Origin of the sequence: Guyparkeria sp. TX1 (assembly GCF_046523965.1) — a bacterium.
GTDB lineage: Bacteria > Pseudomonadota > Gammaproteobacteria > Halothiobacillales > Halothiobacillaceae > Guyparkeria.
This window is the reverse complement of record NZ_CP144142.1, coordinates 1,094,705-1,120,752: the sequence shown is the minus strand read 5'-3', so window position 1 is coordinate 1,120,752 and position 26,048 is coordinate 1,094,705. Positions and strand designations below refer to the sequence as shown.

15 protein-coding genes, 1 tRNA gene and 1 pseudogene are annotated in these 26,048 nt (G+C 63.5%); 9 read left to right on the top strand and 8 right to left on the bottom strand.

From position 1 onward, the window contains the following. The first annotated feature begins 1,312 nt into the window (after nucleotides 1-1,312). The 7 genes from VWP12_RS05250 (at nucleotide 1,313) to VWP12_RS05220 (ending at nucleotide 15,261) form a co-directional block, all read left to right on the top strand. The gene (locus VWP12_RS05250) at nucleotides 1,313-8,821 is read left to right on the top strand and encodes an SDR family NAD(P)-dependent oxidoreductase (RefSeq protein ID WP_410474895.1); all 7,509 of its coding nucleotides are present in this window, start codon (nucleotides 1,313-1,315) and stop codon (nucleotides 8,819-8,821) included. Next, nucleotides 8,818-10,119, top strand: a complete 1,302-nt coding sequence (locus VWP12_RS05245) for an aminotransferase class I/II-fold pyridoxal phosphate-dependent enzyme (RefSeq protein ID WP_410474894.1) — start codon at nucleotides 8,818-8,820, stop codon at nucleotides 10,117-10,119. Before VWP12_RS05250 ends, VWP12_RS05245 begins: the two co-directional genes overlap by 4 nt. Before the next feature lie 124 nt (nucleotides 10,120-10,243). Then, nucleotides 10,244-10,630, top strand: coding sequence for a DVU3141 family protein (locus VWP12_RS05240; RefSeq protein ID WP_410474893.1), 387 nt, complete (start codon nucleotides 10,244-10,246; stop codon nucleotides 10,628-10,630). An 83-nt stretch (nucleotides 10,631-10,713) separates the two neighbouring features. Next, nucleotides 10,714-12,396, top strand: a complete 1,683-nt coding sequence (locus VWP12_RS05235) for a polysaccharide biosynthesis/export family protein (protein ID WP_410474892.1) — start codon at nucleotides 10,714-10,716, stop codon at nucleotides 12,394-12,396. Then, complete coding sequence (locus VWP12_RS05230; protein ID WP_410474891.1) at nucleotides 12,396-13,220, top strand: ABC transporter permease; 825 nt, start codon at nucleotides 12,396-12,398, stop codon at nucleotides 13,218-13,220. Before VWP12_RS05235 ends, VWP12_RS05230 begins: the two co-directional genes overlap by 1 nt. After that, nucleotides 13,217-14,185, top strand: coding sequence for an ABC transporter ATP-binding protein (locus VWP12_RS05225; protein ID WP_410474890.1), 969 nt, complete (start codon nucleotides 13,217-13,219; stop codon nucleotides 14,183-14,185). The genes VWP12_RS05230 and VWP12_RS05225 overlap by 4 nt, the downstream gene beginning before the upstream one ends. Next, a complete protein-coding gene (locus VWP12_RS05220; protein WP_410474889.1) occupies nucleotides 14,182-15,261 on the top strand; it encodes a chain-length determining protein in 1,080 nt (359 codons plus the stop codon). Before VWP12_RS05225 ends, VWP12_RS05220 begins: the two co-directional genes overlap by 4 nt. Before the next feature lie 152 nt (nucleotides 15,262-15,413). On the opposite strand, the gene cysD is transcribed toward VWP12_RS05220, so the two are convergent. The 5 genes and pseudogenes from cysD to VWP12_RS05195 form a co-directional block, all read right to left on the bottom strand. Continuing rightward, nucleotides 15,414-16,559, bottom strand: a complete 1,146-nt coding sequence (gene cysD, locus VWP12_RS05215; RefSeq protein WP_410474944.1) for a sulfate adenylyltransferase subunit CysD — start codon at nucleotides 16,557-16,559, stop codon at nucleotides 15,414-15,416. Between the two features lie 405 nt (nucleotides 16,560-16,964). Continuing rightward, a pseudogene (locus tag VWP12_RS05210) lies at nucleotides 16,965-17,111 on the bottom strand (helix-turn-helix domain-containing protein); the annotation flags it as partial. 109 nt (nucleotides 17,112-17,220) lie between these two features. Further along, entirely contained in the window at nucleotides 17,221-19,233 is a 2,013-nt protein-coding gene (locus VWP12_RS05205) for a capsular polysaccharide biosynthesis protein (protein ID WP_410474888.1), read from the bottom strand. Then, nucleotides 19,230-20,183: a glycosyltransferase gene (locus VWP12_RS05200; protein WP_410474887.1), complete on the bottom strand. Its 954-nt coding sequence runs from the start codon at nucleotides 20,181-20,183 to the stop codon at nucleotides 19,230-19,232. Before VWP12_RS05200 ends, VWP12_RS05205 begins: the two co-directional genes overlap by 4 nt. 119 nt (nucleotides 20,184-20,302) lie before the next feature. After that, complete coding sequence (locus VWP12_RS05195; protein WP_410474886.1) at nucleotides 20,303-22,444, bottom strand: glycosyltransferase family 2 protein; 2,142 nt, start codon at nucleotides 22,442-22,444, stop codon at nucleotides 20,303-20,305. A 315-nt stretch (nucleotides 22,445-22,759) separates the two neighbouring features. On the opposite strand from VWP12_RS05195, the gene VWP12_RS05190 reads away from it, so the two are divergent. Together VWP12_RS05190 and VWP12_RS05185 are read left to right on the top strand one after the other, a co-directional pair. After that, nucleotides 22,760-23,635, top strand: coding sequence for a DUF6731 family protein (locus VWP12_RS05190; protein WP_410474885.1), 876 nt, complete (start codon nucleotides 22,760-22,762; stop codon nucleotides 23,633-23,635). Then, nucleotides 23,632-24,072 carry a hypothetical protein gene (locus VWP12_RS05185; RefSeq protein WP_410474884.1) on the top strand — a complete coding sequence of 147 codons (441 nt, stop codon included), beginning with the start codon at nucleotides 23,632-23,634 and terminating at the stop codon, nucleotides 24,070-24,072. The genes VWP12_RS05190 and VWP12_RS05185 overlap by 4 nt, the downstream gene beginning before the upstream one ends. 130 nt (nucleotides 24,073-24,202) lie before the next feature. On the opposite strand, the gene VWP12_RS05180 is transcribed toward VWP12_RS05185, so the two are convergent. The 3 genes from VWP12_RS05180 to icd all read right to left on the bottom strand — a co-directional run bounded on the left by VWP12_RS05180 (nucleotide 24,203) and on the right by icd (nucleotide 25,896). Continuing rightward, nucleotides 24,203-24,279, bottom strand: a tRNA-Arg gene (locus VWP12_RS05180). A gap of 57 nt (nucleotides 24,280-24,336) precedes the next feature. After that, nucleotides 24,337-24,525, bottom strand: coding sequence for a CPXCG motif-containing cysteine-rich protein (locus tag VWP12_RS05175; protein ID WP_125198844.1), 189 nt, complete (start codon nucleotides 24,523-24,525; stop codon nucleotides 24,337-24,339). 114 nt (nucleotides 24,526-24,639) lie between these two features. Then, complete coding sequence (gene icd, locus VWP12_RS05170; RefSeq protein ID WP_410474883.1) at nucleotides 24,640-25,896, bottom strand: NADP-dependent isocitrate dehydrogenase; 1,257 nt, start codon at nucleotides 25,894-25,896, stop codon at nucleotides 24,640-24,642. Between the last annotated feature and the right edge of the window lie 152 nt (nucleotides 25,897-26,048).

Below are 26,048 nucleotides of genomic sequence, written 5' to 3'. Positions count from 1 at the left end.
ACCACAGCCGAGACCGGAATTAATCCAGTGATCACAGGAAACCCTTCCGGAGCGGGCATTTGCCAACACATCCGGACTGCCTCCCGCCACTGCGAAAAACGGCTTTATATGAGATTGACTAAAAATCATGGGCATTCAATGTTCCTGATATTTAGCGTGCGATATATAAACTGCGGAACGCTAATTTCCCGCAACACTTCTTACGCAAGATCCGATTCGACTCAACGGGGGTAGTCGAGTTCAATCAATAAACCGAACAATCAGAAACACCACCCCATTCAGAGCACGGAATATTCCAATAAAGAAATACTCGATACGCCTGATATTTATTTGCTACCACTCGACACATCGAGGGCAATTTAGTTCAGCAAAATGACGGGAACGTGACTGCCTTGTCGGCGACCAGCATACCTATCCAGGCCCTCAAATATTCCGACCCAGGAATACTTAACACCCGGATTCGTCGTTAGGCCGATCCACCCTCCCCTCAAGGCAACTGAATCCATGCATGTTGCTGTTTAACAAGGAACTAACAATGCGCATTCGGGCAGTTGAACACCCCAGTCATGGGATACCCAACACCCCGATGCGTCGTTACGGTGATCCGACATAACGGGGGCAACTGAGTTCACCCCGGTTACGAATTTGTCAGCGACAAATAATCCCGATACGGGGTGTGTAATATTTCGCCAGAGCGATATTTCGTCGTCCTGGATTTGCCCTCGCCATATCCGACCTGCCGGGAGCAGTTGAGTTCAACCGAGCGTCGGATTCGCTCGTCTACACATAACCCACATAAAGGGAATCAAATATCCCATCACCAGCATATCCAATCCGAGTTATATTTGGATCCGGTAATGCTTGGATCGGCAGATTCACCGCCGCATATAGGCAGAATGCAAAACTTCGAACTAGTGACATGCACCATGACAGGTGCACGACCGGGGGCCGGGTCACCACTCCGGGGTAACGGAACACGGTAAATAACCAAGGAAAACAACACCCCGCGAGAAGGGAAATCGACTCTCGCCCGAGTGCGAGCTCGAGGAGAAATCAAGCCAAAACCAAAACACTTCAGGAACACTTTGGAAGGAACGTTGTCGGAGTCTCTCGACAGTGAGCCCCGCAAAGGCCACCAAGACGCGTCCAGCGAGAGTGCCTCGCTTCGAGCGACGCGCAACCAAACCAAGAGGCGTCGACCGTTCCGCTGGCAGGGAGTCCGGCAACATCGCGCACCACGCGATTTTGCTACGGCCATCCGTGCCCGGGGACGTGCGCGCCGATCATTACCAACTCCGTCGAGTGAATTGATTTGGCAACTTGCACTGAACACGAAAACCAACCGGACCTAGTCGCGATTGTTGGCCTAGCCTTCCGCTTCCCGGGGGATTTAAGTGATCCGGATGCCTTGTGGTCTGCCCTGATGGAGGGCCAGGACCTGGTCACCGAGGTACCCGCCGAACGTTGGGCCACCGACACGTTGCGGCACGACCGCCGTGGCGAGCCCGGCCGCAGCATCACCTATGCCGCCGGGGTTATTTCGGATATCGACCAGTTCGATCCCGCGTTCTTCGGCATCTCGCCGCGCGAAGCCGAAAAGCTCGACCCGCAGCAACGTCTGATGCTGGAGTTGGCCTGGCATGCACTCGAGGATGCCGGCACCCCGGCTTCGCGCCTGGCCGGCAGCGATTGCGGGGTCTATCTCGGGATCTCCGGTCTGGATTACGGCATACGCTCGCTGGACGACCTGCCCAGCTTCGATGCCTATTCCATGACAGGCAACACGCTCAGCGTCGCGGCCAACCGACTCTCCTATGTTTTCGATCTGCACGGCCCCAGCCTGGCCGTGGACACGGCATGCTCCTCGTCGCTCGTCGCGCTGCACCATGCCTGTCAGAGCCTGAGCCAAGGCGAATGTGGTTCGGCCCTGGTCGGCGGGGTGAACCTGCTACTGCACCCCTACCCATTCGTCGGGTTTACGAAGGCGAGCATGCTGTCGGCCAAAGGCCGGTCGCGGGCCTTTGCCGAGGGCGGTGACGGCTATGTCCGCGCCGAAGGCGGAGCAATGCTGCTCATCAAGCCGCTGGCAAAGGCCCAGGCTGACGGCGACCGGATCCATGCGGTCATCCGCGCAACGGGCAACAATACCGACGGCGGGCGCAAGAACGGGCTGACGATTCCCAGTGGCGAGGGGCAGGCCGAATTGCTGTCCGGCCTGCTGGCGAAAGCGGGCCTGTCCGCCGACGACATCGACTACGTCGAGGCCCATGGCACCGGCACCGCCGTGGGTGACCCGATCGAGACAGGCGCGCTGGGCCAAGTGCTGGGCCGCGCTCGCAAGGGAGCGCCCCTGCCCATCGGCTCGGTGAAGAGCAACCTCGGCCACCTGGAGCCGGCCTCCGGCATGGCCGGGCTAGTCAAGGCACTGCTCACGCTCAAGCATGCGCAGATTCCGCCCTCGATCCACGCCGACACGCTCAACCCGACCCTGAATCTGAAGGAAAACCACCTTGAGGTGGTCCGTGCCCCGAAACGACTGGAGGTGACGGACCGGCCGCTGCGCGTGGGCGTGAATTCCTTCGGCTTCGGTGGAGCGAACGCCCACGTCATTCTGGAAAGCCCGCCGGCCACCGAACCGACTGCCCTGCCGGTGAGCGACACCACGCCGGCGCTATTCCTCTCCACCCGCTCCCCAGCGACCATCGCCACCCTGGCCGCGGCCTATCACGAGCAGCTCAGTGGTGCGCCCGAGACGCTGCCTGCCGTGGCCTGGAACGCCGCTCATCGGCGCAATTGGCTGGAGCAACGCTGCGCGGTCTTCGGGAACTCCCCGCAGGAACTGATCGATCGACTCGGGCAACTCGCGCGGGAACCGAACGACTCCGACCTGCGTGGCGTGGTGCAGGAAAAGGCGCTGGGTGTCCCGGCGCAAATCGCCTTCATCTATTCGGGCAACGGCGCCCAGTGGCTGGGCATGGGCCAGAGGCTACTGGACGAGTCACCTGCGTTCGCCGAGACCATCGGGGAAATCGACGCGTTGGTACGACAACACGGCGGCTTCTCGCTGATCGATGAGTTGAACGCCACTCCCGAGGAAAGCCACCTCGAGGACACATCCGTCGCCCAGCCACTGATCTTCGCCATCCAGGTGGGCCTGACCCGCCTGCTGACCGGACAAGGCATTACTCCCAAAGCCACCATGGGTCACAGTGTCGGCGAGGTGGCCGCAGCCTGGGCAGCGGGGATTTATACACTCGAGCAGGCCACCGAACTGGTCTGCCACCGCAGTCGCGCCCAGGTGGCGGCCCACGGTGACGGCCGGATGATGGCCGTGAACCTGAGCTGGGAAGCCCTACGGAACGAGATCGACGCACTGGGTCTCGGGGATGCCTGGATCGAGCACGCCGCCACCAATGCCCCCGACCAGCTTACGCTGGCCGGCGACGAGGACGCGTTGACGCGTCTGACCGAGCATCTCGAGGACAAGGGCATTTTCGCCCGCATGCTGGCGCTGGATTACGCCTTCCACTCCCGGGCGATGGAGCCGATCCGGGCCGATTTGCTGGAACGGCTGGACGGACTCACGCCGGCAGCCGGCGAGCGGCGGTTTGTCTCCAGCGTCACCGGGAAAGTACTGGACGGTCGCGAGATGTCGGCGGATTACTGGTGGGATAACGTCCGCCAGCCGGTGGCCTTCGAACAGGCCGTCCGCGACCTGCTGGACGCCGGCAGCAACGTGCTGGTGGAGATCGGACCGAACGCGATCCTGCCGCGCTATCTCACCCAGACCATCAAGGCCGCCGAGGCCAATGCCCGCGTCATCCCGCTGGTCCAGCGACAGGCCGACAGCCGCCTGGATATCGAGGAAAGCGCGCACCGGATTCACCTGCTCGCCGGCCTGCCGACGGCCGCCTCCCGCCTGCCGGAGAGCGCGCCGTTCCTCGACCTGCCCTTCTCCCCGTTCGACCGCAAACGCTACTGGACGCAGGCGACGTCCGAGGGGTATTCGCTGATCCTGCGCAACCGTGTTCACCCCCTGCTCGGTTATCCGCTTAGGGAGGTGGCGCACGGCTGGGAGAATCCACTCGATACCAGCGTGCTGCCGTACCTGGCCGACCATCGCGTTGGCGAGGCGGCGATCATGCCGGCGGCCGGCTTTGCGGAAATGGCCGTGGCAGCAGGGGTGCTGGCCTTCGATCTCGACGCCGTCGATATCGAGGCCCTCGAGGTACGCCAGCCGCTGATCTTCGAACCGGAACACGGGCGAGTCCTGCGCCTGATCCTGCAGGGCGATGACGGGCGATTCGTCATTCGCTCGCGCCCGCGCTTGAGCGATGACGAATGGACCGACCACGCGGTGGGTCGTGTGCTGGGTGCGCCAACCCGGCCAGTGGAAGCCAAGCAACCGGACAACCACACGACCGAGCCCCCGACCGTGCTCGAGGCGGAGGCTCATTACGCCAAGGCTCGCCGTATCGGTCTGGATTACGGGCCCGCCTTTCAGGGCATCGCACGCATCGAGCAGGCCGGACCCCGGCTGGTCACCACGTTTGCCTTGCCCGAGGCGGTTGCCACGGACACCGCGCATCACTGTCATCCGGGCATTCTCGATCTGTGCTTCCAGTCGCTGATCAGCCATCCGGCACTCGAGGTACTGGCCCGCCGCGGGCTGACCATGCTGCCGGTAGCAATCGGTCGCCTGTTGTGGCGATCGGGGGGCGGGCGTGCCGCCGGCTGCCGTGCCGAGATTAGACGCCAGAGCCCCCAGTCGATCCTCGCGGATTTCGCGTTGCTCGACGAGGCGGGCGAGACCATCGCCGTGATGGAGCGTTGCCGCTTCCGCCTGGCGGCGGTGACGCGGCGTGACAAGACCGTCCCTCACTGGCGCGTCGACACCGTCCCGGCAAACGGGGTGGCAGACGCGAACTGGCCGGACCATGAGGGATGGCAACACGCACTGGCCACGGCACTGGAAGAACTCAGTGCCGACGAGGCGCATCAGGCGTTTCTCGACGAGGCGCGCCCGCTATTGGATGCCCTGCTCGCCTCGGCTGCCTTCGAGGCCTGGCAAGGTGCGTTCGGCGACGCACCGGTCAGCCACGAAATGCTGTCCGACCGGGCCACGGATGATCTGAGCTTCGACTGGGCCCACTGGCTGGCCGACCAACTGGTCACCCAGGGCTGGCTGACCGCGACCGAGTCGGGCTGGGAGCGCAGCGAGGACGAGCCACCACCGCCGGTCGAGGCCATCTGGCAGAGCCTGCTGGCGGAATACCCGTCGCTTTCACCGGAACTGATCCTGCTGGGTCGACTGGGCCGCCTCCTGCCCAGTGTTCTCGATCCGGCCGAAAACAAGGCGACACCCTTGGCCGACCGGCTGACGGAAACCGTGGCGGACAGCCCACATGCCAACGTGCTTCGCCGGGCCAGCCTGTCGGTTGCCGGACGAGACACGCTGACCCTGGCCGCCATCGACGCCCTGCTCGAGCACGTTCAGCAAGGCCGTCCGCTGCGGATCCTGCAGGTCGGTGGCCACTGGCTTGACCTGGCCGACCGGCTGGAACAACGCCTGGGCTGGCAGCAGGCCGAACTGGTCCTGACCAGCCCGCAGTCCACCGACCGCGAGGCCATGCAGTCGCGTTATGGCCGCGACCCGCGCGTGACACTCGCCGGCATGGATGCCGAGACCGGCATGCTCGACCTGCCGGCCACCGACCACCCGGCTTTCGATCTGATCATCTGGGTGGATGAGGGGATGAGCGCGGAGTCGGACGCATTCGCCAACGGCCTGAGCCAGCACCTGGCCGCGAACGGCCGGGTGCTGATCACCGGCCTGAATGCGGCACCGTACTGGCAGGCGCTGATGGCCGCGGCGACCGGCTCGGCACCGCAAGCCGCTGACTCGCTGGCTGCCCGTGCCGACAAGTGGACAAGCATTCAAACCGTGGCCACCGCGACCGAATCCGACCAGATGGCGCAATCGACCTTTGCGCTGCTGGCCTGTCGCGAGACCGCGCCGACGCAGGCCCAGATTGCCTCGATTGCCTCGATTGCCGGTCAGTGGGCCGTCATCACCCCGGCTTCGAGCAACGACAAGGCCGCAACCGTCCTTGCCGACGAGCTGACCCGGGCCGGCGCGAACATCACCCGACTCGACCTCGAAAACCAGCCAACCGATGTCCCGTCATTCGACGAGATCGTGATCGCCTTCCCGGCGACGGGGGCCGAGAGCACCCCGGACACGGCATCCCTGGCGCATCTTCTCGACTGGTGCAACCAGCTGGCCAAGGCAACGACGCCACCGCGACTCACGTGGCTGTTGCCCAACGGGGCCGTGACCCAAGCCTCCAGGCCGACCGACGCCTGGAACAGCGCCTTGTGGGCCTTTGGCCGCGTGGTGATGAACGAATACCCGGTGCTCGACCTGCAACTGATCGACCCGGATCCCGACGCCGCGCTGGCCTCCGATGTCCTGCGCCACGCCCTATCCCGTCCCGATGAGGAGCGGGAAATCGTGCTGCGCGGCGAATCGCGGCTGGCCCTTCGACTACATCAGGCAACACCAGCACGTCGGCCGGCCGAGGCAAACGAGCATTTCGAACTGCGCTTCGACCTGCCCGGTCAGCTGAAGAACCTGGCCTGGCGCCGGGTCGAGCCCCGCGAGCTCTCCGGGCGTGAGGTCGAGGTTGCCGTCAAGGCCGTCGGCCTGAACTTCCGCGACGTGATGTATGCCCTCGGCCTGCTGGGTGACGACATCATCGAGGACGGGTTCTCGGGCCCGACGATGGGGCTGGAATTCGCCGGCATCGTCACGCGCACCGGGCCCGACGTCGAAGGCGTCTCCCTAGGTGAGGCGGTGATTGGCTTCGGTCCGCAGTGCTTTGCCAGCCACGTGGTCACGCATGAAGGCGCGGTTCATCCCAAGCCGGCCGGCTGGTCCTTCGACGAGGCAGCGACGGTGCCGACCGTGTTCTTCACCGCCTACTACGCCCTGATCGAGCTGGCTCGCCTGCAGCCGGGCGAACGGGTGTTGATCCACGGCGCAGCCGGGGGCGTGGGTATCGCGGCAATTGCGATCGCCCAGCAAATTGGCGCGGAGGTCTTCGCCACCGCCGGCACGCCGGAAAAGCGGAACTTCCTCGCCATGATGGGGGTCGGAAATATCCACGATTCACGTTCCGTCAACTTTGCCGACGAGATTCTGGCCGAAACCGACGGGCGTGGTGTCGATGTCGTACTGAACTCGCTGGCTGGCGAAGCGATCAACCGCAACCTGCACGCCCTTAAACCCTTCGGTCGGTTTCTGGAGCTGGGCAAGCGCGATTTCGTCGAGAACACCCACGTCGGCCTGCGTCCGTTCAAGAACAACCTGAGCTATTTCGGCATCGACGTCGACCAGTTGATGTCCGTTCGCCCCGACGTGGCCTCCCGTGTCTTCGGCGAAATGATGACGTGGATGAAGACCCACGAGGTCAACCCGTTGGCACACCGGGTCTTCGCGGCCGACCGCGTGGTCGAGGCCTTCCGTTACATGCAGCAGGCCCGGCAGATCGGCAAGGTGGTGGTCTCGCTGGAGACCCCGCCAATGCTCCCTGCCCCGCAGGCATCCGGCCAGTTCACCGTCCATGCCGATGGCACGTATCTGGTGACGGGCGGACTCGCCGGCTTTGGCTTTGCCACTGCCCGCTGGCTGCTCGATCGCGGCGCGGGCGAGGTGGTAGCGGTCGGCCGCCGCGGAGCGGACACCCCGGGGCTCGACGAGCGCTTGGCCAATCTCGGTGAGGCGGCGGACCGCCTGACCGTGCGCGCCTGCGACGTCAGTGATCACGAGCAGGTCACCGCGCTGATCGACTCCCTGCCCCGGGGAAGCACGATGCTGCGTGGCGTATTCCACGCCGCGACGGTTCTCGATGACGCGCTGCTGGCCAATCTGGACGACGACCGTCTCGAGACGGTCATCGCCGCGAAGGCAAAAGGTGCCGCGCACCTTCACGAGGCAACCCGTGAACTTTCGCTGGATGCGTTCGTCTTGTTCTCGTCGGTCACCACAGTGCTGGGCAATCCCGGCCAGGGGAACTACGTCGCGGCGAACGGCTACCTCGACGGGCTGGCCGCGGCGCGCCGGGCGCAAGGACTTCCGGCGACGTGCCTTAACTGGGGACCGATCGGGGACATCGGCATGCTCGCCGACAACGAAACGGTCAAGACGGGACTGGAAGCACGACTGGGTGCCCCGGCGCTGACCGGTGAGCAGGCGATTGCCGAGTTGGAGGCGGCCCTGGATCAGGGGCTGTCCGGCGAAGCGGTATCGCCGCTGGATTGGCACGCCCTGGCCCACGGGCTTCCGACGGCGGAAACGCCCCTGTTCGACCTGGTCAAGCGAACGGCCGGGCCGAAACAACAGGACGAGAACGATCTTCGAGCCCTGTTGGCCGATAAGAGCGAGCCCGAGGCAAAGGCACTGATCGGCCAGTGGATTGCCGAGGAGGTCGCCGAGGTGCTGGGCCTGACCGCCGGACAAATCGACCCACAGCGGTCCCTGTTCGACATCGGCCTGGACTCGTTGATGGGCGTCGAACTCACCCTGGCCCTGGAAACACGCCTGGGGGTTCGCGTACCCACCATGGCATTGAGCGAGACGGCCAGCATCGAGGGACTGGCCTCCCGCGTATGGGGAGAGCTCAAGGGCGATGGTGACGGTGAGGACGACACCAGCCGCATTGTCAGAGAGCTGGCCGAACAGCATGAAACCGACATCGATGAAGCGACGTTGGGCGAGCTGGCCAACGACGCGAGAGCACGGGAGGCCCGCAGGGCATGAAGATGCTGACGCGCGACAAGAAAAACGCCCTGATCGAACGATTCCGGAGTTCGAAGGCCGGCGACCAGACTGGCGGGAACGGGGCAAAGCCCCGTAAACGCCATGCCGCACGTGCGCGCTTCGAGGACTTCGAAGCCTATGAGCGCATTCAGATCCAGCGGCAGGCCTCCAAGCGTCTGGGCATTGGCAACCCGTTTTTCCGCGAGCATGAGGTGCGAGCCGGGGGGACCAGCCGGATCGACGGTGTCGACTGCGTCAATTTCTCGAACTACGACTACCTGGGTCTCAATGGCGATCCGCGCGTGACGGCTGCCGCCGAACAGGCGATTGCCGATTACGGCACGTCGGTTTCCGCCAGCCGCATTGTCTCCGGCGAGCGTCCCATTCATCGGGAGCTGGAACGGGCTATTGCGGACCTGTACCAGGCGGACGACGCGCTGACCTTCGTCAGCGGGCACGCCACCAATGTCGCCACGATCGGTCACCTGTTCGGGCCGCGAGATCTCGTCGTCCACGATGCGCTGATTCACAACAGCGCGCTGGTAGGTGCCGAGCTTTCCGGGGCCAAGCGACGCATGTTCCCGCATAACGACTGGGAGGCACTCGACCGCCTGCTCAGCGAACAGCGCCACCAGGTCGATCGCGTGCTGATCGTGATCGAGGGGCTTTACAGCATGGACGGCGACACGCCGGACATGGCCCGGGCCATCGAGATCAAGAAACGGCACGGGGCCTTCCTGATGGTCGACGAGGCCCATGCGCTGGGCGTACTCGGCGATCGCGGCCGAGGGACGTGGGAAGCGCAAGGGATCGACCCGGCCGAGGTTGATATCTGGATGGGCACGATGAGCAAGACGCTGTCGAGTTGCGGCGGCTATATCGCCGGCAACACGGCGTTGATCGAGATGCTCCGCTACGGCGCCCCCGGGTTTGTCTACAGCGTGGGACTCGCCCCGCCGCTGGCGGCGGCTGCACTGGCCTCCCTGGCCATCCTGCGGGACGAACCGGAACGCGTCGCGCGACTGCAGACCAACGGACGCCACTTCCTCGATGCGGCCAAGGCACGGGGCATCAATACCGGGGACAGTGAAGGCTATTGCGTGACGCCGGCAATACTCGGCAGCTCGATCAAGGCGGCCAACTGCTCGAACGCGATGCTCGAGCAGGGAATCAACGTGCAACCAATCATCTACCCGGCCGTCGAAGAACGTGCCGCCCGTTTGCGTTTCTTCATCTCGGCCGAACACACGAAAGAACAGATCGACATGGCCCTCGACCGGCTCCAGGCGTGGCTATGAGGTCGTCATCATCGACCGGCTTTCTGGTCGTGACCGCGTAGAAAAATTCGCGCGCCGACCGAACTACCGCTCGACTTCCGGGTCGAAGACTATCGTCATAAACCCATCATAATCAGGATGTTACGTGAACACTTTATCTTCTCTCATTTCGCGATCAGCTTTTGCCACCGTCGGCTTTCTGGCCGTGACCCTGCTTGCTGGATGCCAGCACATGGCCACCCAGCCAACCGATCAGGACTTTGACTCCCCATCCCTCAACGTGGAAGGCGAAAAACGCCTGCCCGCAGACATTGCGACGTTCCTGAGCAAGGCAGCAGAGGACGAGCAGGCCGAGTTTTCCCAAAGCCCGTGGGGCTCACCGGCCACCCTGACCGCACGCGCTCCCTACCATGCCGCCAGCGGTCGTGTATGCCGTCGGATCGATGTGTCCACACCGGCCAGCGGTTCCTTGGTGGGCATTGCCTGCCAACACGAAAACACTTGGCACTGGGTTCGGAACGTGACCCGCTAACCCAGCGATCACCGCCAATACGCTTTCACCACTTTATCGGCTAATACACCATGCTTCGATTCACAAACGTTTTTCCCCTATTCATGGCCAGTCTTCTCGCACTGACCTTGTGGCTACCCACCGCCTCGGCACAAGAGATGCCGGGGTCGGGCACCAGCGGTCTGAGCGAGGACGAGCAGGCGAAACCCGTCCCCGAAGAAATCGACGATCGCGCACGGGCCGACTGGTCAGTCGGGTCCTGGGGCACCTCGGGCAAGGGCGAGACGAGCATTGACGAGGAATCGCTGCCTCCGTTCGGCGCTCACCTGTTCGAGGGCGGCTTCCGCGACACCCGCGCCGACGGGGTGAACCCGGATTACCGCGTCGTGCCGGGCGACCAGATCAATCTGCGCGTCTGGGGTGCCGTGGAGATGCAGAGTGTCCTCTCGGTCGATTCGCAGGGGAATGTCTTCATCGCCGGCGTGGGCCCCGTGCCGGTGCAAGGCGCGAGTGCGGGCGAACTCAACAGCCGGATCACCGGCGCCATCCGCTCGGTCTACCCGGAAAACGTCGAGGTCTATACCAACCTGCAGGGTGTACAACCCGTCGCCCTGTACGTCACGGGTTTTGTCAACAACCCGGGCCGGTATGCCGGGGTGCCGACGGACTCGCTTCTGTACTTCATCGCGCAGGCCGAAGGCATCGACCCGGTGATGGGCAGCTATCGCCAGGTCGACGTGATCCGCAACGGCAAGGTCATTACCTCGGCGGATCTGTACGACTTCCTGCTCGAGGGCGAGCTTCCCCGTCCACAGTTCAAGGACGGCGACACCATCATCGTGCGCGAGAAAGGACCGACCGTGGCCGTCACCGGTGACGTGGCTCGACCGTACGCGTTCGAACTCGTGGAGGACGGCTCCAACGGCAAGACGCTCCTGGATCTGGCCCGTCTGAAATCCGATGTCTCGCACGTGCTGCTGCGCGGGTTCCGCGGTGACAAGCCGATTTCACAGTATGTGGCGCTCGATGACTTCACCAGTACGCCACTCAAGAACGGTGATGACGTCCTCTTCTCCAGCGACCAGCGCGAGGAGTACATCGTGGTTCAGCTCGAGGGGAGCTTCTTCGGGCCGTCCCGGTACGTCCTCCCGCGAGATGCCTCGCTGCACGAGCTGCTCGACGCCGTCGCGGTGCCGCCGGAACTCACGGCGACGAAGGACGTGTCCATTCGTCGGGAAAGCGTCGCCGAGCGTCAGAAAATCGCCCTGGAGGAAAACCTGCAGCGGCTGGAGTCGACCTATCTCGGCGCCTCGTCCTCGACGCCGGAAGAGGCCGAAATCCGGGTCAAGGAAGCCGAGCTGATCACCGAGTTCGTCAAGCGGGCCCGCGACGTCGAGCCCAACGGTCGACTCGTGGTCGCCGACAACGGACAGGTAACCAACCTGCGCCTTCGTGACGGCGACGTGGTGACCCTGCCGGAGCACTCCGACTCGATCCTCATCAGCGGCGAGGTCGTCATGCCGCAATCGGTGGTCTTCCGTCCGGATCGCGACATCAAGGATTACATCGCAAGCGCCGGCGGCTTCAGCTCACGTGCCGATGACGATCGCATCCTGGTGGTCCACGCGAACGGTGAGGTGGCCCAGGCCGGGGAAACGACCGTCCGGCCGGGTGACGAGATTCTCGTCCTGCCGAAGGTACCGACCAAGAACCTGCAGTTGGCGACCAACATCACGCAGATCCTTTACCAGATCGCGATCGCCGCGAAGGTAGCACTGGACCTGTAATGGCCATTAGTTCCGACACGATCCACGACCAGCCGCAGCCGGGCCGCCCGCCTTGGGAAGTCACCCGGTCGGTCTGGAGCGCGCTGTTCGTCCGCGAATTTCTCGCGCGGCTCATGGCGGACCGGCTGGCCTGGTTCTGGATGATCGTCGAGCCCATCGCCTTCGTGGCGATCATGATCGCCGTACGGGTGGTGGTACTCGGACACGACGCGCAGATTGCCGGCGCGGAATTCGTGCCCTGGATGATCACCGGCCTGTTGGGGTTCTTCCTGTTCCGCGAGAACATGCAGCGCCCCATCGGCGCGATCGAGGCCAACCAGGGACTGTTTGCCTACCGACAGGTCAAACCGGTCGACACGGTACTGGTGCGTTGTTATCTCGAGGGCATGACCCGCAGCGTGATCTTTCTGCTGTTCATCGCCGTGGGGGCGTTGATCCAGCTGGACCTGATGCCGGATCGTCCCGTGATGGCGATGGCAGGCTGGGTGTCGCTCTGGGCACTCGGCATCGGCGCCGGTCTGACGCTGTCGGCCCTGTCCGCGCTGGTGCCGGAAATCAGCAAGCTCGTGCGCATCGTCTCGTTGCCGCTGCTGATTCTCTCCAACGTCATCGCGCCATTGCACCTGCTGCCGCACGACCTGCTGGTCTACCTGATGTACAACCCGATCGTGCATGGCATCGAATACATGCGGGTGGGATTCTTCCCGTACTACGAGCCACTCCCGGGAACCGACATCACCTACCTCTGGTACTGGGCGCTGGGGCTGATCGCGCTGGGGTTGATGCTGCACCTTCGTTTCGAGTTGAGGCTCAAGGCCAAATGATCGAAATACGAAACCTGTACAAGCGCTACCACAATCATCACGGCAGTGACTGGGTATTGCGCGACATCAACCTGACGATCCCGCCTGGCGTCAACGTGGGCCTGCTGGGGCGAAACGGCGCCGGCAAGTCGACGCTGCTGCGCCTGATCGGCGGAATGGATGCGCCGGAACGAGGCGATGTCATTCGACATAGCCGCGTGTCCTGGCCCATCGGTCTGACCGGGGGGTTTCAGGGGTCGATGACCGGTCGGCAAAACGTCAAGTTCGTGGCACGCATCCACGGCGGCGAGGCCAAGGTTCGCGAGGTGATCGAAAAGGTGCAGTCGTTCGCCGAGATCGGTGATGCCTTCGACGAGCCGATGAACACGTATTCGTCGGGCATGAGAGCACGTCTGGCCTTCGGCCTGTCGCTCGCGTTCAACTTCGATATCTACCTCTCGGACGAAGCCACGGCCGTCGGCGACCGAATGTTCAAGGAAAAGGCGAAAAAGGCCTTCAAGGACAAGATCGGCGAGGCCAGTCTCATCATGGTTTCGCACCAGGAAGGCATCCTCAAGGAGCTATGCCATGCCGGCATTTACCTGGAAAACGGGCACGCGACCTGGTTCGACGACATCAACGACGCGATCAAGATCTACCACGACGCGACCGGCGGTGAGTCGAAAGCCGACAAGGACACCGATGACGCCCCGCCGCCCGACCTCACGCCGAGTGACAAGGAGCAGGCAGCCAAGTGGCTCAAGGAATATCGCCGGCAATGGCGCCAGCAGCACACGGCACTGAAGAAGGCGCGGCAGCTTCGCCTACCCGCCCCCGAAATCACGGCGCGGAAGACAGCCATGGTGACCACACGCCAGCACATCGAGCAGCTCGAAGCCTTTCTCGACTCGAACCCGACGCCCGGCGGCGGCAACGACACGACGAATTCCCCTAACACCAATCAGCAAGAACCTCCGCATTCATGAAACTCAAGATCCAACCCCATTGGCTGATTGCCTTGGTCGCAATTACGGCCGTTACCCTCTACTGGCACCTCTGGGCCGAGGACCGTTATGTCTCGAAGGCAACGGTGGTCCTGGAAAGCCCGCAGATCGCGCCGCCGGAGCTGTCCTTCTCGTCGCTGATGAGCGGGGGCACCAGTGGCCAAAAGGATCTGCTGCTATTGCGTGAACACCTGCTGTCGGTCGACATGCTCAAGCGCATCAGCAAGGAGATGCCGTTTCGCGAGCATTACAGCCAGAACGGCGATTGGTTCACCCGACTTCACAATGCTGAAGCGCCGATCGAGGACCTGCACGACTACTACATGAAGCGCGTCAGCGTCGAGCTGGACGATTATGCCGGGGTGTTGAACATCAAGGTCCAGGCATTCGAACCGGCCTTTGCCAAGGAGTTGGCGGACCTCCTGCTGGAGGCGGGCGAAGCGCACATGAACGAGATGGGGCGGCGGCTGGCTGAGGAGCAGGTGATCTTCCTGGAGAAACAGGTCAAGCGCCTGCACAGCCGACTGATGGAATCTCGCGACGACCTGCTGGCTTACCAGAACGAGGAGGGGCTGGTCGCCCCGACACAGACCGTCGAGGCGTTGAACCAGGTGGTCGCGTCCCTGGAGGGCGAACTCTCCCGACTCGCGGCCCGGCAAAAGGCCATCGCGAGCTATCAGAGCGGGCAATCAGCCGAGATGGTGCAGGTCAAGAGCGAGATCGATGCCCTGCGCGAGCAGATCGATCTGGAGAAGAAGCGGCTGGCCCAGGCGACGGGCGAGTCACTCAACCGGGTATCGGCGCATTACCAGACACTCGAACTTCAGGCCGAGTTCGCGCAGGAAACCTACTCCAGCGCAATCGCCGCCTTGGAAAACACGCGCATCGAGGCCGCTCGTAAGCTCAAGCAGGTCTCGGTACTGCAAAGCCCGCTGATGCCGGAGTACCCGGTCGAGCCCGAGCGCACCTACAACTCGGTGGTGTTTGCCCTGATCACCCTCTTCCTGGCTGTGATCGTGCACATGCTCATCCTGATCATTCGTGACCATCGCGACTGACATCCCGAGCGCCCGGTTCTGATGAGCGCATCGCGGACCGGGAACAACATCGCCGAGATCGGCCGGGCAAACGGCCCGGGCAACATGACAAAAGGGGACTCCAGGTCCCCTTTTTCTTTCCTACCCACTTTAGGCACTCCCGGGCCAATCGCTCAGAAGTAGCCTTCCTGCTTTTTCTTCTCCATCGAGGCGGCCGAATCGTGATCGATCACGCGGCCCTGGCGCTCGGAGGTGTTGGTCAGGAGCATCTCCTGGATGATGTCGGTGAGCGTGTCCGCCTCGGACTCGATCGCCCCGGTCAGCGGGTAGCAGCCGAGCGTGCGGAAACGGACTTTCTTCATCATCGGCACCTCGCCCTCGTTGAGCGGCATGCGATCGTCGTCGACCATGATCAGCGTGCCGTCACGCTCGACCACCGGACGCTCCGCCGAGTAGTACAGCGGCACAATCGGAATGTTCTCGAGGTAGATGTACTGCCAGATGTCGAGCTCGGTCCAGTTCGACAGCGGGAACACCCGAATCGACTCGCCCTTGTGCTTGCGGGCGTTGTAGAGCTTCCACAGCTCGGGGCGCTGACCCTTCGGGTCCCAGCGGTGCTGCGCGGTGCGGAACGAGAACACGCGCTCCTTGGCGCGAGACTTCTCCTCGTCGCGGCGCGCCCCGCCGAAGGCGGCGTCGAAGCCGTACTTGTCGAGCGCCTGCTTGAGGCCCTCGGTCTTCATGATCTCGGTGTGAATCGCCGAGCCGTGGGTGAACGGATTGACGTCCTTCTCCACGCCTTCCGGGTTGACGTGGACCAGCAGGTCCATGCCGACTTCCTCGGCCATCTTGTCCCGGAATTCGTACATCGCCCGGAATTTCCAGCGGGTGTCGATGTGCATCAGCGGGAATGGCGGCGGGCCCGGCGCAAATGCCTTGCGTGCCAGGTGCAGCATCACCGCCGAGTCCTTGCCGATCGAGTACAGCATGACCGGGTTCTCGGTCTCGGCCACCACCTCGCGCATGATGTGAATGCTCTCGGCCTCGAGCCGTTGCAGGTGTGTCAGCGTGGTCACCGTCCGGCTCTCGCGCCTGTTCTTATTCGGTGTTGGTTGATGCTCCTGTCGAGCCACCGGCCGGGAGCTGCGGGCACGCCCCACCACCCTGAGGCGGTGACGATACGGCCGCAGCGCCTGTTGCAACGCTGGCGTCTGCACCGCGATGCCCCGGGTGACGATCGCCAGGGGGCCGCCGATCTTCTCGGCAGCCGCCCGCCAGAAGGCAACATACTCATGTGCGCGGACCGGCTGGGTGTACATGGCAAACAACAGTCGCCCCCGTGCATCCTGGACGGTCAACTGATAACCGCCCGCCAATGGCGCCTCGACAGGCACATTCCGCACGGCCCCCACCATAACGGTGGCGTCATGGACACGCGCCCACTCGAGGCTCTTGCCGATCGGACCGGTCTTGCCGCGCGGCATCGAGCGGCGGCGCGGCACCAGCCCCCAGTCGCTCAACTGTCGACGGATCGCACGGGCATCGGGCCGGGTACCGGTACGTTGCTCGGCCGCCTCGGCCAGTTGTTCCGCGTCCCAGCATCGTCCCGGCTCCTCAACGAGCAGGTCACGCAGGACCGTACCCACGTTCTCGGTCGGCTGACTCTCCGTCTTTCGTGGCCGCCCACGGGGCCCCACATCCACGGCCGGCCAGCCGCCGCGCTTGAAGGCGGCAAAGGCAGCCGTCACGGTCGGCGCACTCACCCCGGCCCGCTTGGCCGCCTGCGCCACCGTCAGGCCATCGAGTCGCAGTTTGACCGCCTCACGACGACGGCGATTCACCGCGTCCGGCGAAAAACGTTTTCTCGCCATAAAAACCTCAAGCGATTGTTTTAAAGACCACTTCCCGGACGCATCCGTTGATTGGATCAGGAGGTGATTCGGGAGTGTATGTAACGCCTTCGAGGATAACAATCCGCCTTCAACGGCGGCGGCGCACCAGGCGATAGAGCCGCTGGAACAACGACAGGTTCTGGGCCGGCTGCGCCTTTTTCCAGGCCTCCAGGAGCGAGACTGCCGTCTCGACATCGACCAGCTCGCCGCTCGAGGGATCGCGGTAACGCGGGTAGAGAATCAGGGTGCCGGCGACCAGCTCATCCAGCGACAACAACCGGCCGCGTCGCGGGGCGTCAAGCCGGTCGGTCGTCAACCCCCAGCCCGCGTAGAAAGGCATGCCGTAAGTGGTCACCGCCACGCCGCGGAGCAGGGCCTCGAAGCCGGCCAGGGACGTGATGGTATGTACCTCGTCGACCTGATCGAGCAGGCTTGGCATGTCCGCATCGATCAACTCCTGATCGACCAGCCCGTCATCGCTCGACACCTCGCCCACTCGCGCGCCGGATATCACGTCCGGATGCGGCTTGTAGACAATCCAGGCCGAGGGGTTGGCCGCACGAACCGCCTCGAGCAGTTGGCAGTTCGTGCGTACGGCTCCGGCCCCACACCGGATCGAGGCATCCGTCTCGACCTGCCCCGGCACCAGGATCACCTTGCGCCCGGGTGGCGCGTTCAGGTCACAGGCGTGCCCCACGTTGTACTTGGTCAGTCGCAGCGCCACCAGCCGCTCGCGCAAGGCGCGCGCCCGAACACGCATGGACTCGTCAAACCGGGTTTCGCCCAACAGCACTTCAAGATCGCTGGGCGCCGTCGGGTCGAAATAGATGCCGCGCGAGTCGAGCACCAACGACAGCGGCTCGACCAGGTCCACCCCCAGCCCCACCGACCGAAGAAACCCGTCCTCGACGCGCCACAACGCCCTCCCCGCCTGCGCTGCGCGCTCCGGCAACTCAGGCGGCATCGATGCGGCCCAGCCAACCACCCGCGCGTCGTCGTCCATCGCGTTGTCGTCCATCGAGGATGGCAACGACCCGGGCGAGACATGGGAGACGTCGGCCGCCGCGCCGAGAAAGTCGGCGACGAATCGCCGCTTGCGTCGCGACAGGCCAACGGTCTGCCACCGCCCCCGGCTGGCCTCCTGCTGCCGGTACTGCTCGGCGATGCGCCCCAGTGCTTCCTCGGGTGAGCAAGGCTGCCGGGTGTACGGATTGATATAGCGGGGATAGCGCAACACCGCATGGGCAAACAGGGCCACGAGGTCCCGACTCACCCCGCGCCGGGGGCTGGATTGGCGGTCGCAAGTCAGGCCCCAGCCGGCGTAGAACGGCATACCGAAACAATGCACCGTCTTGCCCGCCAGCAACGCCTCGAACCCCATCTGGCTCGTGACCGTGTAGACGGCATCCACGGCATCAAGCACCGCCCAGGGAGAACGCGGCTCGGCAAGGAGCGTGCACCCGGCCGCCCGCGCCGCCTCGAGCAGATACCCTTGCTTCTTGCCGGCCAGCACGTCCGGGTGAATCTTGACCAGAATCTCCGCGCCCGGATTATCCGCGATGGACTCGTCCAGCATCCGCCGGAAGGTTTCGGCATCGGCCAGCCCGTACCGCACGGAGGCATCGTTGAGCGTCTGGTCGATCACCAGCACCCGGGGGCGGCCCTCACTCGGTGGCAACGGGCTATCCGGCGCGGTGTTGTACTTAGACAGGCGCCAGTCGACCACCTGTTGCATCAAACGTTGCGCCCGTTGCCGGGTCTCGGCATCGAGATCGTCCGCGAGGATCATCTGCTCGAGCCGGCTCGGCGCCGTGGCATCGAAATAGATGCCCACCGGGTCGACGATCAGGCTGTGCGCGGGCGATCCCGCCACCCCCAGCCCGAGCGAGCGAAAGAAACCGTCTTCGAGCGTCCACAAGGGCACCCGGTGGTGCGCCGCATAGCGACGCGCCTTCTCCCAGCTGGGCTTGCGCCCCCAGCCGGCCATCACCTCGGGAGACGTTGATCGCCAGGGGCGGATGCGCACAAGCTCCGCCTCGAGAAAGACCGGCAAGGTGGCAATGCGCGCCATGCCGGCGGAAAAGTGCCCGACACAGGTCATGAGCGAGCCGCCTCCCAGACCGCACGGCGGGCGTCGGGTTGTTCAAGTAAGAAAACGATCGCCTCTACCCAGGCCTCCGGCTCCATGGGACAAAGTCGGCCGTTCACGCCGTCGGCAACGCTGTCGCGATAAACCGGATCGTTGGCGTATACCCCAACCGCCCCCGCTGCGGTGATGTCCAGCAGCTTCGTCGGCGAGCGGGCCGCATTGAACCGTGATGGCAGCAGGGGGGCGACCCCGACCGCGCGTCCCGGACGGGTCACGAACGCGCGGTACGCTTCCCAGCCCATCGGCGAGACAACCGACACACGCGGCAGCCCCGCGTAAGCGCGTGCCACGCGCCGATCACCGATCACCTCGAATGTTGCCGCCGGCACCTGTTCAAGCACCGCGTCCACCACCGAGCAAAGCCAGCGGTGCTCTGCCAGGTGGGATGCCGAGCCGTGGTAGAAAACGCACGCTGCGTCGGGATCGAATCCCGCCCCCTCAGGGTACGGTGACACCGGAGGCAGCACGGTCGGCGACCAGCTTGAATACTTCTCGGCGAGATACGGCGTGGAGACCAGCAGCTCCGCCCCAATGCGCTCAAGCCACACCCGATGACGCATCGCCAGTCGATAGAGCTTCCAGCGGTAGCGCCATGGCAGCCCTGCCCAGGCCGCCGGGTCGAACAGGTCGTCATCCATGAAGAAACTGACGCCAGCAATCCGGTCATGGTGCCGCGCCACCCATCGCCGCCATGCCTCGGTGACATAGCGGGTGAATACCAACCAGGTACCCGGCGCCGGTGGCATGCCAGGCGGGAACTCCAGTGGCACAAGCTCGGCATCGTGACCGCTGACGCCGGTCACATGGGGGCGAACGAAGAAGTCGGTTGACGGGTTCCGCCGCTCCTCGACCACGATCACCTGCTCGTGGCCAGTAGCGAAACGCGGCTGGTCAGATTTCATGCAACACCATCAATGTGAATCGCCGCCGACGCGACCACCCCCGTACAGTTCAGAAAAACCATCCTCGTCCCGACCCTTGCGGGGACAACGGCGGCCATCGCCGCCCCCGGTTAGTCCGGTCAACGCAGAGAAAAATCCTCATGCGCCAGGGTGAGATTCGGGTTGTAGGCTGGATCGTTGTCGAGTGCCTTGCCCCAACGCGTTCGCATATAGGTGATTTCCCCTTTGAAGCGGCGGCGTTTTTCCGGCGTGTCGCGACCACCGCGGGAAACGGATTCGTGGTGGTAGGCCTCGGCGTAGGGCGTCCATAGGTTGCGATAACCCGCCTCGCGGACCTTGAGCGAGAAGTCCACGTCGTTGTAGGCCACGGGCAGGTTTTCTTCGTCCAGCCCTCCCACCTGGTCGTAAACCGATCGACGCACCAGCAGGCAGGCGGCGGTGACGGCCGAGACGTTGTGCGCCAGCTTCAGCCGCGAGAAGTAACCGGGATGCTCGCCTGGGAAATGCTTGTGGCCATGGCCCGCCACCCCGCCGATGCCAAGAATCACGCCGGCATGCTGAATCCGCCCGTTCGGGTAATACAGCTTCGCCCCGACACAGCCGATCTCCGGACGACAGGCCTGCCGAACCATCTCGTCCAGCCAATCGGGGTTAATCGGCTCGATGTCGTTGTTGACCAGCCCGATGAGGTCGCCCCGAGCCTGCGCGACAGCATGGTTGTTTATGGCCGAAAAATTGAAGGGGCGGTGCCATTCCAGCACTCGCACCCGCGCATCGCGCTTCAACTCATCGAGATAGGCGAGCGTCTCCGGGCAGCGGGACTCGTTGTCGACCACCAGCACTTCCAGGTTCGGGTAGTCGGTGCGCTCGAGAATCGCATCGACGCAAGGGCGCAGAATCTCCACCCCGTCTCGCGTCGGGATGACCAGACTGACCAGCGGTGGCGGATCGGGAAGCGGCCAGCGCACCCGGCAGGCGTGCGGAACGTCCGCCGGCTCCACGGAGGCCGCTGGCTCCACCTCGGCGAGATGGTCCGTCACGGCACGCAGGCAAGCCTCACGGGCATTGCCCGCGCCCTTCATCGACACGCCGGCGCCATCACCCGCCGATCTCCGGTGATACAACACCTGAGGGACATGATGGATCTGCTCAGGCGCCAGACCGCACGTGAAACGCAGCAGCAGGTCATGTTCCCCGGCCTTTTCCAGGGCATCACCCAGGGCACCCTCGGATCCTTCGCGGAACCCGCCCACGGCAAGCAGACGATCGTGCCGATACACACATAGGCGGGAGACGTAGTCGTACGCCAGCGCGAGATCCGGATTCCAGTCCGGCTTGAAATGCGGATCGAAGCGCTCGCCACCGCCCGACACCTTGTCTTCGTCGGCGTACAGCAACTGCAATCCCGGCGCGGCGCGTAAAACCTGCGCCACGGTCATCAAGGCGTCCGGCGCCAACCGATCCTCGTCCCCCAGCAGAGCCACGTAATCGCCGGCGCCGCGTGACAAGCCACGGTTCAGCGCCGTGGAGAGCGCTTCCCCTGCCGCCCATGACAACAATGACACTCGCACATCCTGTCCGCTCGCCTCGGCCAACACCTGACGAACGTCTTCGTCGGCACCGGAGTGGAGCGCGATACAAAGGTCCCAATGCGCAAACGATTGCGCCCGCAACGAATCCAGCACCTCGCGCAGAAGCGCCGGGTCTGCGGCAGACACTGGCATCAGGAGAGAGAACCGAACCGCGGGCACTTGCCCTCGCCCGCCTCCGATCGTCACCAGATCGGAGGCAACGCGTTCGGACTCGTGTCGAAGCCACGAGGAATATTCCGCCTCGATGGGCCAGGAAAAGCAGGTGCGTTCGTAACGACGCAGCGCCAACTCGCGCGCCTGCCGGGAAACCAGCCAGGAAAGCCACACCCGCAGGCAAGCACGCCGCGAAAGCCCGCGGAAATCCCGGTCAAGCTGGCGCAGGCGCGACCAAAGCCCCAACCAGGCAGCGAAACGACTCACCCGACGGAAGGCGTTTTGCGTATCGCCCCGGTCACCGGACGTCAGGACCGTCAACCGACAATCGTCACCAAGCGCCCCACCCGGCACGAACCGGCGGGTACTTCGCCCCGGACGGGCCAGAAGCCGGAATGTGGCTCCGGTCGCCGGACAGCGCAGTGCAAGCTCGACCGGTACCGCGTTCGGGTTGTGGCATTCCCACTGATACCAGCCCGGGCGACCACCTCCCACGAACGTCGGTTTTTCACCCATTACGATCTCGCGAAGTCCCAACAGAAATGACGCCAAGGGCAGTGGTCAGACCATGACACTCGAGCGATCCCGCCATTTCGATTTCCAGGAGTCAGCTTGGTTCCTTTGCCTTTCCCAGATGCGGTGCGATTACCCGACCGCCTAAGAGACCATCCAAGCGTTTCTAGTGGTTAAGGCGGGCAAGCCACGCGCAGGGGATGTGTTAACCGCATCCTAAACAAACGATAGATTCGCAAAGGCAGATTGATTACGCTCGCTCGTGACCATGGAACCAATACGAGAGGAAGCGTTTGCTTTATGGCAGGTCGGATGCGAGTGCAGTTGTACAAGGCCCAACAGCCGGATCAGGCGATACCGCTGGAGCAGGTGATCGAGCGGATCAGTGGCGACAAGATCGAAGACCGGCTCCGCGTGGTGGCTGACAAGGAGATAAGACTGGATGATGTCACAAAGGGTGGCACCGAGGCCGACCCGTATTGGGTAATGGATTTCTCGCGCTTGCGATTCGATCATGGTCCGGGCAAGGCGCATCGCATGAAAAAGACCGAGGGGTTCCCTCTCAAGAAAGACGAGGGGTTCGGGGAACAGACGGCAGCGTTGTATCTACCGAAGACCGGACACCTTATCGTGCAGTACAACCACTTTGGCCCAAGGGTGGCCAGCATCGAAAACTACTTCAACATCTACTTCGAGGGCGAAAACTGCGCTTGTGACTTCCAGGTAATTTACGACAAGAGTGTCGAGCAAAGGCTGCTCAAGAAAGAGCACTTCTCGTCATTCACTGTCGGCATGGCGATTTCGAAAGTGACGGCGGCGGATCGGGAAAATGGCCTCCCCCTGGAAGAAGCCATAACCGCCGCAGGGCAAGCGGGCGCCAATAACATGGAGGTCCGATTCAGCATGGGGCCAGGCCAGCACGACGGTTTGGAGACGGGCTTCGTGAAAAGCGCGTTGGACGGGCTGAATCAATTGCTGGGGCGCAACAAGGAAGCAGTAAGGAAAGCTGAATTTGCCGGCAAGGAAGATAACGAGAGCCGCATGGAAATCATCAACCTGATCAAGCCAACGCTTACTGTGGACTTCACGGATCTCGAATCCGGGGAAGATCGCAGGTATCCAGTCGCTGACCGATGGGACCGTCTACATCGGGCCCGTGCAGGTTGGTCTGAACAGATCAAGAACACGACATGAGACGCTGGCTTCGGTCATTAGGCCCCTTCGCGCTTGGGTGCGCGTCCGGACTCGCATGGTATTTCTTCGCCAAGGCCGGCATGCCAGATGAGACACGCATCAACGCGATACTGACTGCCTCGCTTACGGTTGGCTCAATCCTCACGGCATTTTTGGCAACATCCAAGGCCGTGATCATGAGCATTCGTGGAGCGCGCTTCATGAAGCAGCTGACCGAAGCGGGATACATGGCCGACCTGGTCAATATTCTGGCCCAAGCTGTGTACGGATCGTTCGCCTTTGCGGTTATTTCGATGGTGGGATTCTTCCTGCCGCTTGGCACAATCTTCTGGTCCATATGGGTCGGGCTGGCGGTGTTCTCTGGGCTCTCATTCCTTCGAGTCGTCCGGGTGCAGTTCAAGCTGTTCATGGTGGCTGGATCCCCTCGCCAGCAGTAGCAGCTGCCTTACCTAGCAAAACCGCGCAAACTATCGCGCCGCTTTACAACTTGCTGGAAGCGGAGGGATACGTGGTCGGTGCTGTCGGGCGGTTTCGAGAAACAGCAAGAAATCGCTGAAGACGGAAAGATGGCGCCCAAGGCAGGATTCGAACCTGCGACCTACCGCTTAGGAGGCGGTTGCTCTATCCAGCTGAGCTACATGGGCAGTCGGGAGGCGGCGAGATGGTAACACGCGCGTCGAACCGCTCTCCAGACGGCCCGGTCACTCGTTTTCCTGGTGCAGTTCCAGGGTCGGGCCTTCGGCGGTCCACTTGATGGTCACCACGATCGGCTGACAGCAGACGCTGCAGTCTTCGACGAAGGTCTGCTCGCCGGCACTGGTATCGATCGAGAAGTCGACCGGCTCGCCGCAGTAGGGACAGACGGCACTGGCGTCGATGAGGGGTTCCATGGCGCGCCTCCTGGGGAACGACGCAGGCAATTTTCCTGCCTCAGAAGCGTAGCAGGCGCGCCCGGAAATACCCGGACGCGCCTGCACGTTTATCACTCGCTGTCAGGACGACGATCAGTCCATCTGGCGGATCAGCTCCTCGCCGAAGGCCTTGCAGCCGATCTGGTTGGGCTTGTCCATCAGGCGGGCGAGATCGCCGGTGACGTTACCGCTGGCGATCGCGCCTTCCATCGCCTTGATGACCGCATCGGCGGCCTCGGTCCAGCCGAGGTGGCGCAGCATCATCTCGGCCGACAGGATGACCGACGACGGGTTCGCGAGGTCCTTGCCGGCGATGTCCGGGGCGGTGCCGTGAGTGGCCTCGAACATGGCGACGGTGTCGGAGAGGTTCGCGCCCGGCGCGATGCCGATGCCGCCGACCTGCGCGGCCAGTGCATCCGAGACGTAGTCACCGTTGAGGTTCAGGGTGGCGACCACGTCGTATTCCTCCGGCACCAGCAGGATCTGCTGCAGGAAGGCATCGGCGATCGAGTCCTTGATGACGATCTCGCGGCCGGTGTTCGGGTTCTTGAGCTTCATCCACGGGCCGCCGTCGAGCGGCTCGGCGCCAAACTCTTCCTTCGCCAGCTCGTAGCCCCAGTTCTTGAAGGCCCCTTCCGTGAATTTCATGATGTTGCCCTTGTGCACCAGGGTGACCGACTCGCGGTCATTGGCGATCGCGTACTCGATCGCGCGGCGCACCAGGCGCTTGGTGCCATCCTCGGAGACCGGCTTGATGCCGATGCCCGAGCTCTCCGGGAAGCGGATGTTCTCGACGTTCATCTCCTGGGTCAGGAAGTCGATCACCTTCTTCACTTCCGGGGTACCCGCGGCCCACTCGATGCCGGCGTAGATGTCCTCGGAGTTCTCGCGGAAGATGACCATGTCGGTCTTCTCCGGGTGCTTGACCGGGCTGGGGGTGCCGGTGAAGTAGCGCACCGGGCGCAGGCAGACATACAGGTCAAGCTTCTGGCGCAGGGCGACGTTCAGCGAACGAAAACCGCCGCCGACCGGCGTGGTGAGCGGGCCCTTGATGGAGACGACGTAGTCGCGGATCGCTTCCATGGTCTCGGCGGGCAGGCCGCTGCCGTCCGGGTAGACTTCGGTCGACTTCTCACCGGCGTAGACCTCCATCCAGGCGATCTGGCGCTTGCCGCCGTAGGCCTTCTCGACGGCCGCGTCAATGACCTTTTTCATCACCGGCGTGACATCGATGCCGATGCCGTCACCCTCGATAAAGGGGATGATCGGCCGATCCGGCACGGTCAGCGTGCCGTCGGCGGTGACGGTGATCTTGTCGCCTTCGGGGATGGTGATCTTGTCGAAGCCCATGTGTTCTCTCCTGGCTGGATTCGCATGTCGCAGGCCGTATCGATGCGCCTGCTAGGTTGGCCGGCATTATACCGATTCACGTGATCCCACCGAGGCACGCCGCCAACCCGCTCGTCTCGCGGTGGGCGGACCGCGAACTTTTTTCTTCCCCA